7 protein-coding genes and 1 pseudogene are annotated in these 10,163 nt (G+C 64.6%); 1 reads left to right on the forward strand and 7 read right to left on the reverse strand.

Annotated elements, in window-relative coordinates:
* Positions 1 to 180 precede the first annotated feature (180 nt).
* A complete protein-coding gene (locus AC1DSN_RS14395; protein WP_477331287.1) occupies positions 181 to 1,086 on the reverse strand; it encodes a PAS domain-containing protein in 906 nt (301 codons plus the stop codon).
* An 89-nt stretch (positions 1,087 to 1,175) separates the two neighbouring features.
* On the reverse strand, positions 1,176 to 1,463 hold the full coding sequence (locus AC1DSN_RS14400) for a hypothetical protein (RefSeq protein ID WP_063572629.1): 288 nt from the start codon (positions 1,461 to 1,463) through the stop codon (positions 1,176 to 1,178).
* A gap of 153 nt (positions 1,464 to 1,616) precedes the next feature.
* Between AC1DSN_RS14400 and AC1DSN_RS14405 the strand changes: the two genes are divergently transcribed.
* On the forward strand, positions 1,617 to 1,826 hold the full coding sequence (locus tag AC1DSN_RS14405; RefSeq protein ID WP_477331289.1) for a hypothetical protein: 210 nt from the start codon (positions 1,617 to 1,619) through the stop codon (positions 1,824 to 1,826).
* On the opposite strand, the gene AC1DSN_RS14410 is transcribed toward AC1DSN_RS14405, so the two are convergent.
* The 5 genes and pseudogenes from AC1DSN_RS14410 to AC1DSN_RS14430 form a co-directional block, all read right to left on the reverse strand.
* A complete protein-coding gene (locus AC1DSN_RS14410; protein WP_213950042.1) occupies positions 1,801 to 2,244 on the reverse strand; it encodes a hypothetical protein in 444 nt (147 codons plus the stop codon). The two genes, AC1DSN_RS14405 and AC1DSN_RS14410, sit on opposite strands and share 26 nt — an antisense overlap.
* 82 nt (positions 2,245 to 2,326) lie before the next feature.
* Positions 2,327 to 4,759, reverse strand: a complete 2,433-nt coding sequence (locus AC1DSN_RS14415; RefSeq protein WP_477331291.1) for a GH92 family glycosyl hydrolase — start codon at positions 4,757 to 4,759, stop codon at positions 2,327 to 2,329.
* A 24-nt stretch (positions 4,760 to 4,783) separates the two neighbouring features.
* Positions 4,784 to 6,187 carry a glycoside hydrolase family 125 protein gene (locus AC1DSN_RS14420; RefSeq protein WP_477331295.1) on the reverse strand — a complete coding sequence of 468 codons (1,404 nt, stop codon included), beginning with the start codon at positions 6,185 to 6,187 and terminating at the stop codon, positions 4,784 to 4,786.
* A gap of 29 nt (positions 6,188 to 6,216) precedes the next feature.
* Positions 6,217 to 8,812: pseudogene (locus AC1DSN_RS14425) on the reverse strand (beta-mannosidase).
* A partial coding sequence (locus tag AC1DSN_RS14430; RefSeq protein ID WP_477331293.1) for a TonB-dependent receptor occupies positions 8,812 to 10,163 on the reverse strand: 1,352 nt, incomplete at its 5' end. The gene AC1DSN_RS14430 and the pseudogene AC1DSN_RS14425, both read right to left, overlap by 1 nt.

Below are 10,163 nucleotides of genomic sequence, written 5' to 3' on the forward strand. Positions count from 1 at the left end.
GGCTACGAAGGATACCCAGCGCAGTGGGTCCGCGCCCCATGACAATGGCGGGTATCCGCTCGTCGCCGCACGTAATCATACCGCCCCCTGTGGCGGGTTCCGACGCCGGAATGGCGCACCCTGCAAGGGGAATGTGACATCGGTGAGGGCGACCGGCCAGATCGCCACACGGCCTATGCCCTATCGGTTGGCGCCACGCTGTTCGGCGAGGGCCGCATCGATGGCCGCATCCATGGCCAGTGTGCCCGCGCGCAGGGCGGCGCCGTCGATCAGCTCGAGCACGTCCGCGAGGCCAGCCGACGACCCGGCGGCCGCGGGTGGCCTCGCTGCCGTGCCGGCGGCCTCCGCACTCATTTCGGTGGCGTACTTCACGATCTTCACGGGACGGCCGTTGGCGTCGAAGATCGGGTTGTACGTTGCCTGTATCCAGACCACGACCTGGCCCTTGGCCAATCGTCGATACAGCCCGGCCTCGTGAAGGCCGGACCGCAAGCGCCGCCAGAAGCCGATATAAGCATCCGAACGGCTTTCGTCCTGATCGACGAAAACACTGTGGTGTTTGCCGACGATTTCATCGAGGCGGTAGCCGGTGAAGCCAAGGAATACGTCGTTCGCGTCGAGGATCATGCCGTCGAGCGAGAATTCCACCACACCCTGGGTACGATCGATCGCTTCCACCCGCTGCTCGCGCGTGGCGACCGCCGTGCGCTCGTCGGAGATATCGCAGGCATACAGGAGCACGGACGAGATCCTTCCGCCCCGGCCGGCGACCGGAATGTAGACGGCCTGGAACCAGACCTCTCGCCCCTGGGCGCCCAGGGCGCGATAGGTGCCAGCGACCTGCTCGCCACGGGCAAGGGCTCGCCAGAGGTGCTCCGCATCATCCAWTGGGAAGAAGCGGCTGTGGGGCTGGCCGACCACAGCCTCCGCACGGCAGCCGAGTGCCGCAAGGAAGCGCTCGTTGACCGAGCGCACGACACCATCCAGGCCGAACTCGACGACCGACTGGCTGCGCGAAAGCGCGGCGATGATCGCGCGCTCCGTGCGGGCGGTGCGTCTGCCGCGCACCCATCCGAACATACCCATCGTCGCGCCCCGTACTGCAATGTGATTCAAACTGGCTTATCGGCCGGAGGCGGTCCGGGCTTTAGGCGAACGATACCAGTTTCGTCATTTCACATTTGCCCGTCGGCCACGGCGAACGGAACCACCCCCGGGTCACGGGACTCACTGGCCTGGCGTCGCATCGGCGCTGCGGGACGCGGCACCGAGGGTGACGTGCGCCCCAGGGTGATGTTCTTCGAGGCGCGAACCTCCCGGTTCGCGAAGGTCCAGATCTCGCCGGTTTCGGTGACGAATACCGTCCAGTAAAGGTCCGACTCCGGACCGTAGTCGATCAGGAAATGGGCGAAGCCCTCCCCCTTGGGGGTATTCATCGGAAGCGGTGGGTTCAGTTGCAGCATGATGTCCTCCTCGTGTGCCGATTAGCTCCAACAGCGCGTGGGGCCGGAGTGAACGTGCCGTCGATCACGCATCACCGGACGCGGACACCACTTTTCGTCGCGGGTGGGTAACATGGCGCCATCCGAGCGAAGGTCCATCAGGGGATACAGGGCGTGCAGGCACGTAATTTTGCGGTATCGGTTGTCCAGCCCGGTGGCAAGGTCGCCATCGAGATCGAATTCAACGAAAAAATCCACGGGCTTTCCGGCGATACGCTGTGGCTGTCCCTGGAGGACGATGCCAGCCTCGCGGATGCAGAAGCGCTACGCGCCCTGCTGGAGCGGGTAGGTCACCGCCTTACGGTGACGARCGTACGCGCCTGACCGGCGCCGTCGCGGCGTCCGTCACGGTGGTCACCGCGACGGCCAGCGGCACCACCACCGGCGCCAGCCGGTGGTTCACGCCATGTACCTTTCGGCAGCCGAGGCAATGGCGGGTCATGCCCAGGCCACGCCGGGACGCACGCGGGGTGCTCAGGAGACAGCCGCAGACATAGCAGCTGGCGATCGCGCCGCGATCCCATAGCTTGACGCGAACGGCCTGCACGGCCACCCAGCCTACCGCCGCCGTGACCGACCCGGCGACGATCCAGCCCGGGAGGTTGGAATACAGGGAGAGGATGCCGAGGTCCCCGGGCATCTGCTGTACCGCCTTCATCGCCGTCGCCGCGATCGCACCGACGCCAAGGACCATCAGGCCCGGCGAAAACATCCGAAAGTACATCCGTCCGGCGTACGACATGTGGCTCCCCTTCCCCAGCCGGATGCTCCCGGCGGGGTCAGGTTGGAGGCTACAGGGTCTACCCGCCGTGAACGAGCGACGGTCAGGCCGCGGCCGTCCCGAACGACGGCGGCCGGTCGGCCTTTGCCTTGCCGAACGCCTCGTTCGGCGTGTCGCCCATGACGAAGCTCAGGGTGCCACCGGCGACCAGCTCCTTATGGGAAATCCAGCTCCTGGTCCACGGCTGTCCGTTCCAGCTCACCGACTGGATGTACGGCCGGCCGGGGCCATTGCCCTTCGCCTCGATCACCAGCGTCCGGCCCCCGCCCACCTGCACTTCCGCGCGGTCGAGGAGCGGGCTGCCGAAGACGTAATTCGTGCTGACCGGATCGACCGCGTACAAGCCCATCGCGCTGATCACGTACCACGCGCTCATCTGGCCGCAGTCTTCGTTGCCGGGGAGACCGTCGGGCTCGGGCAGGTACATGGATTCAAGGATCATGCGCACCCGCGCCTGGGTCTTGTGATGCGAGCCCGAGTACGCGTAGAGGTAAGGCATGTGGTGACCCGGCTCGTTGCCGAAGGCGTACTGGCCGATCATGCCGGCGATATCCGGCGGTGCATTGTCCGGAAGCGCCGGGTCCGCATTGAAGAGGCCGTCGAGCTTGGCCTCGAACGCGGTTTCGCCACCGAACAGCGTCATGTAGTTGTACACGTCATGCTGGTTGAGGAAGGTGGCCTGCCAGGCATTCGATTCGGTGAAGTCACGCCAGCGCTTCGAGTGACCGATCGCGATCGGGTCGAAAGGCAGAAGCCAGCTGCCGTCGTCGCCACGCGGGCGGACGAACTGCGTGTCCTTGTCGAACACGTTGCGATAGTTCTGCGACTGCGTGCGAAGGAGGGCTGCGTCGTCCGCATGACCGAGCGCGTCGGCCATGTGCGCGACGGCCCAGGCGTCGTACGCGTATTCGAGGGTCTTGCTGGCCGCCTCGCCTTCCTTGTCGCTGGGGATGTATCCCTTCGCACGGAACGCCGGCAGGCCGAAGTAGTCATCCTGCAGGGCGCGGCGACGGAGCACCGGCCAGGCTTTCGCATAGTCGATGCCGGTGAAACCCTTGGCCTGTGCCTCGGCGATCACCGGTGCGCAGTGGTAGCCGATCATGCATACGGTTTCGATGCCCTGCAGCGGCCACACGGGCGCGCCACTCGGGCTTTCCACGGCCAGACGCACGAGACCATCGACTAGGTCGGGCACGCGCTCGGGCTGATACAGCGTGAACAACGGATGCTCGGCACGATACGTATCCCACAGCGAGTAAGTGCTGTAGTTGTGGCGACCCTCGGGCAACGTGTGCACCGCCTTGTCCATGCCGCGGTAGCGACCGTCGAAGTCGCTGAAAACGGTCGGCGCGAGCATGGTGTGGTAAAGCGAGCTGTAAAACGTGCGCTTGATCTTGTCCGACGAGGACTCGATGCGGATACGCGAAAGCTCGTGCTCCCACTCAGCCTCGGCCGAGGCGCGCACGCCGTCGAAGTCCCAGCCGGGGATTTCGTTATCCAGATTGCGCATGGCGCCGTCGATGTCGACACCCGAGATGCCGACCTTCACCAGCAGGGGTTCGCTCGACGCCTTATCGAAATGCAGCGCCGCCTTCAGCTGGTTGCCCTTGATCGTGTTTGTCCCCTTGGGCAAGGCCTTGTCGTCGCTATACAGCGTGGCGCTGACGACAGGTCGCGACAGCTTCATGGCGAAGTAAATGACGCGGCCGGTCGCCCACTGGTACACGCGACGGCCGCCGACGACGGTGTCGTTGCCGACGAGGGTCAGCTCGACATCACTGAGCCGGGTCGGCGTCTCAATGTTGTCCTGGTAGCCGTGTGCGAGGTCGAGCAGGATGTGGGCCTCGCCCTCCTTCGCGAAGGTATAGCGGTGTATGCCGGCCCGCAGCGTGGCAGTGAGCTCGGCAAGGATGTCGTGCTCGGTCAGCTTCACCCGGTAGTACCCTGGATGCGCCTGTTCGCCGGTGTAATGCGAGCGGTAGCCCTTCACGTGCGTGCGATAGCCCTTCTCCGGCTTCTGCCCACCCTTGTGCTTGGCGTCGAAGCGCGACACGTAGTTCACGCCGTCGAAATYGCGGTCGCCGGGCTGCAGGCGCACCGCACCCATCGCCGGCATGACCAGGAAGTCGAGCATGTCCGCTGCGCCGGTGCCGGACAGGTGCGTATGCGAGAAGCCCATGATGGAGCCGTCGCCCTGGTGGTAGCCGGACGAACCGTCCCACTCGGCGTTGTTGGTGTCCGGGCTCAGCTGGACCATGCCGAACGGCCGCGTCGCACCCGGATAGGTGTGACCGTGGCCGCCCGAACCAACGAAGACGTCGACGTAACGCAAGACGCCATCCGCAGYGGTGCCGCCGCTGGCGGGTGGCGCGTTCAGGCCTTTGTGTACGCCACCGGCCAGTGCGGTGAGGGAACCGAGCTGACCGACGGCCGAAACAGCGGCCATCCCTTGCAGAAAACGTCGACGGGTAACCATGAATCGCTCCAGCTCAATGCCGCGTCAGACGCGGCGCAGGGAATCGGGATGCTTATCGGCGAGGTGGACGACCAGCTCGCCGAACAAGGTATTGGCCCACGCGAACCACACGCGGGTGAACTGTTTCGGATCATCCTGATCGAACGCTTCGTGCATGAAACCGGTACCGGCATGCGTGGTCTTCAGCCAGTGCAGGCACTGCCGCTGCTCGGCCACGTCGTCCGTGGTGAAGGCCTTCATCATGATCGACATCGGCCAGATCATGCGCAGGCCTTCATGCGGACCGCCGACGCCTTCCGCGGCGCTGCCCTTGAAGAAGTATGGGTTGTGCGTGCTCCAGACCCGGTCACGCGTGCGCTGGTAGCGCGCGTCGTGCGGCGCACTCTCCAGGTAGGGCATGGCGAGCAGGCTTGGCACGTTGGCGTCGTCCATGAACAGCTGGTTGCCGTAGCCGTCCACTTCGTAGGCCCAGTAATCGCCCTGCGGATCCTTGATCACACCGTACTGCTCGACGGCGGCGGCGACGTCGTCGGCCAGCGCATGGCATTCATCGGCGAACACCTGGTCGCCATAGAAGCTGGCGTGCATCTGGGCGAGACGGCGCAGGGTGACCACGGCAAACAGGTTGCCCGGAATGTTGAACGCGTAGACGGTCGCATCGTCCGAAGGGCGGAACATCTGGTGGATCATGCCCACCGGGCGGGTCGGCTGGCCGTAGCCTTTCAGGAACTGGCTCTCGGTCGGATTGGGCGACTGGCGCTGGAAGTGGTACGGACCAGGGCCTTCCTTGCGCTGCTGCTCGCGAAAGGTCGTGACGATACGACGCGTCGAAGCGCGCCACGCGTCGTCGAAGGGCTCGCGGTCACCGGTGACCTGCCAGTAACCGTGCGCGAGACGCACCGGGTAGCACAGTGAGTCGMTTTCCCATTTTCGCTCGGCCACGCCGGGATGCATGTCGGTCTGGTCAGCCTGCGCCCAGTCCAGCTTGCTCTTGCCCTTGGGGTCGGGAAGGAAGGCGTTTGCGTAGGGGTCGATGGCGATGCAGCGTGCCTGCCGGCGGATAAGCCCACGGAACAGCTTGCGCAGCGCTTCGTCTTTCGGCGCCAGCGGCAGGTAAGGCCAGACCTGGGCCGAGGAATCGCGCAGCCACATCGCGTCGATATCACCGGTGACGACGAAGGTATCTTCATAACCGTCGAGACGACCGACTTCCACGGTGGTGTCGAGGGTATTGGGGAAGCAGTTCTCGAACAGCCAGGCCAGTTCCGGATCGGCAATCTTTTTCTTCGTCGTGGCGATCAGCGCTTCGACGGCGTCGCTGGTGAACTTGCGCTGGGCAACCGGCGGACGCTTGCCGGGAAACCGCGAGGCGGCGAATGCCCCTGCACTGATGCCACCGACCATGGCGACACTGGGAACCAGCGACATCCACTTGATGAGATTGCGACGACTGGGATTCACGGCTGGCTTTCCTTCAGGGCATCGATCAGTGAGCGTACCGACAAAGCGTGACGAAGCGTATCGAGAGCGACCTTGCCGTCGATCGCGATATCGACGCTCTCGCCAGGCAGCAGGTCGAAAGCGTTATCGGACAGGCGCACGTCGAGGTCGCCCGTGTCGATCCAGACTCCACGCGCCAGTCGCTTCGCGGTGACTGTCAGGACGAGACCGTGCCCGCTGTCGCGCAGTGTCGTGGCGAGCTCGGGTGTCGGCAGGGCAAGCGTGCGCGCCGCGCCGAAATACAGCAGGTGATGCGCAACGGTCTGACCCTTCTCGATCAGGTCGAAGGCCACTACGGTGTGTCGTGGGTCGGCACCCTTGAGCAGCGTGGCATCGTCAAAGTGCCCCGCACTCGTACTGGTGAGAGCAGCGGCGTGCACGGCCTGGCTCTCGTCGCGCAACAGCTTGCCACCCATGTCGTAGACACGCGTGCGCAGCGTGGCCTCGAAGTCGGCGGTGCGATCGGACACGGCGAACACGTCGGTCTTGCCGTCGCGGCGCAGCGGCACGACATCGACCGGCGCGTAGAAGCGCTTCGCGTGAAACTGCAGGGCTTTCCAGCGATTGAAGTAATCCACGCTGGCCCAGGAGGCGCCCGGCCAGACATCGTTGAGCTGCCAGTACAACGAGCCCATGCTGCGCGGCCGCGCACTGCGCAGGTGCTCGGCCGCCAGCTCGATTCCTTCGGCCTGCATCACCTGGCTCAGGTAAACGAACGAGGGGAAATCCTTCGGCTCGCCGTATTCCTGACGGATGTACAGCAGCAGGCGCTGGTTGCCGTCACCGTTGGCGAACTTCTGGTGGGCGCGCATCACCTTCGATTCCGGCGCCATGTCGCCGGCTTCGGCGAAGGCCTTGATCGTCGCCATCACCGGGAAGGACTGCAGCCCGTACTCCGACTGGAAGCGTGGGGTGACATCCAGGTAATGGGAAATCGGTTCGGAGCCAGACCACACCTTCCAGTAATGGAAGTCACCGTCGTTCTCCACATTGGCTTCGCCGTCGTAGTCGGTGCTGGGCGARCTGGCCCAGTACGGCGTCTGCGGTGACAGATCGCCGACCACCTTGCGCAAGGTCTTGCCGAACAGCTCGCGCATACCCTCGTCGAGACGGCGCACTTCGTCGGCATTGACGAATTTGCGGAAATCCTCGCGATCCGGCCAGGAGTCCCAACCCGTCTGGACTTCGTTGTTACCGGCCCAGAGCACGATGGACGGGTGGTCGCGCAGGCGGGTGACCTGCTCCACCGCTTCGATCCGCGAGCTTTCGCGAAAGGCCGGGTCGTAAGGCGTGATGGCACCGCCGAACATGAAGTCCTGCCAGATCATCAGGCCCATGCGGTCGGCCGCGGCGTAGAACGCGTCGTCCTGATAGGTGCCACCACCCCACATGCGCAGCATGTTCATGTTGGCATCGCGCGCGGACTGCAGGAGGGCCTCCATGCGCGCCGGCGTCACCCGGGCGGGGAAGCTGTCGAACGGAATCAGGTTGGCGCCCTTGGCGAAAATCGGCACACCGTTGACGACAAACGCGAAGCCCCTGCCCCACTGATCCTTGTCGCGGCGGAGTTCCACGCTGCGCAGGCCGGTCTCGCGGTCGGCGTCGGCGACGATCGCGCCACCCGTGCTTACGCTCGCGTGAAAGCGATAGAGGTTCGGGTCGCCATAGCCGACGGGCCACCAGCGCTGCGGGTGGTCGATATCGATGGGCACGGCGACGTGGTTTTCACCCACCGTCAGCGCCACGTCGCGCTCCTGCACGCCGTGCGTGCCGTTCGGCGCGGTCCACTCCACGGCAACCTTGACCGGGCCGGCCTTGTCGGCCCGCAGATCGAGCTGCGCTTCCACACGCGCATTGGCTTGATCGACCTTCGCCTGGGCGATATGGAAGTCTGCAAGCCGCAAGTCGTCCCAGCTTTCCAGGCGCACGGGGCGCCAGATGCCGGCAGCGAGATAACGCGGACCCCAATCCCAGCCGTAGTGGTAGTTGGCCTTGCGGACGTAGTTAGAGGTCTGCTTGCCCTTCGGCTCGTCGCCGAAGGACGAATCGAATTCACCCGGCAGCGCATAGGGCTGTTTGAGGAGCCACGGCTGCAGGCGGGCGATGGGTGACTGGAAATGCACCAACAGCGTGTTGCTGCCGGGATGGAGCGTCTCTTTCACCGGCAGGCGCCAGCGACGGAACATATTGTCCGCGGCGAGCAGCTTCTTGCCGTTGAGGCTGACCTCGGCAAAGGTGTCGAGGCCGTCGAAAACGAGATCGACGTGGGGAAAGCTGGTAGTCCCAGTCGGCGAGGCCGATCCACTGCAGACCGGCTTCGTTGTCGCGCCAGAACGGATCGCCGATCCGTCCCAGCGCCAGCAGGTCCGTCTGGACGGCACCCGGCACGATGGCCGGTTGCCAGTCCGTCGGGGCCTTTTGCGCGATCGCTGGCACCGCCCCGGGAGCGAGGTGGAACCGCCAACCGGCGGAGAGGTCTCTCTCCACCGGCGTGGCCGCCGTGGCGGCACTGGCGACAAGCCAGGCCACCACCGCCAGCGACGCGCGGCGCATCACAGCTTGAAGCCCATCGTCAGCGTGTACGTCCGGCCGTTCTTGTAGGCATTGAGCGGCTCGGCCGGCGTGTTGTTGTACACGTAGTACGTTTCGTCGAGCAGGTTGGTGCCATCGAGCGAAATACGCATGTGGTCATTCACCTGGTAGCCGATGGAAGCGTCGAGTTCACGGAAGATACCAGTGATCTGCGCCGACTCCAGCTGTGCGATCTGGGTGAAGTACGCCGAGCGCCAGCTATACGTAATGCGCGCATCCCACGGGCCCTTCTCGTAGTACGGGCTGAGGTTGAACGCGTTCTTCGAGTTGTACGGCAGCGGGAAATCGTTGCTCGTGCTCGCATCGGAATACGTGTAGTTGGCCAGCATGCCGAAGCCGTACTTGAAGGCCTGCTGATAGGTCAGCGACAGACCCTTGACCTTGGCCACGCCGGCATTCACCGGAATCTCCATGTCATACACATCGTCGCGCAGGTTGGTCAGGTTGTAATGCGTCTGCTTGACGTTGGTGTTGAGGATGTAACCGGAGATGCGACGGAAGAACGCCTCGGCGGACAGCACGCTGTTCTCGGAGAAGTACCACTCTGCCGATGCATCGTAGTTGGTCGACTTGTACGGCTTGAGGTCGGTGTTGCCACCGGAGCCGGTGAGCGTGCGGTCGTCCAGCGCGATATACGGGGTCATCTCCTGATAACGCGGGCGGGCCATGGTCTGGGCCGCGCCGAAACGCAGCGTCACGTCTTCGATCGGGTCATAGGCGATGTTGAACGACGGCAGCCAGTTGTGATACGCGCTGCGCTTGTTCACCGGCGTGTACTGATCCGGGCCGATGCTGTTGTAACCGTTGACCGTGTCACGCGTGCGGTAATAACGCACACCGAGGTTGCCGCGGTAGGAATCACCGGAGAAGTCGCCCTGGATGTAGAAGGCGCGATTCTGCTCGGCGATGCTGTAGGTCGACTTCGGATCGAGCGGCGTGCTGGTGACCAGGCTGTTGACGTAGTCCTTCAGGCCACCGCCGCTGATCGTGTTCCAGTTAGCCATGCTGCCCGTGCCGTCGAGACCACCCAGGTAGCCGCTCGGCGTACCGCCGCCTTCGAGATCGGCCAGCGAGACGCCGCTGCCATCCGGCGAGGGAATGCGAGCCGCATAAGCGTCCTGACCGTTCAGGTGATTGGTCGCCTTGATGCCGACCTCGATCTGGTTCAGCGGACCCCACGACACGTCATGGCGGAAGTCGGTCTGGAAATAGCGCTCGCGATCGTAGCTGGGGGCGTAGCTGAAGCCCGCGCCGTGGGCGAGCATCGCCGTCGCGTCGTTGGGGCTGTTGAAGTTGATCTGCGGGTGCTGGC

This window comes from Luteibacter sp. P4_D7_3, from assembly GCF_056401735.1.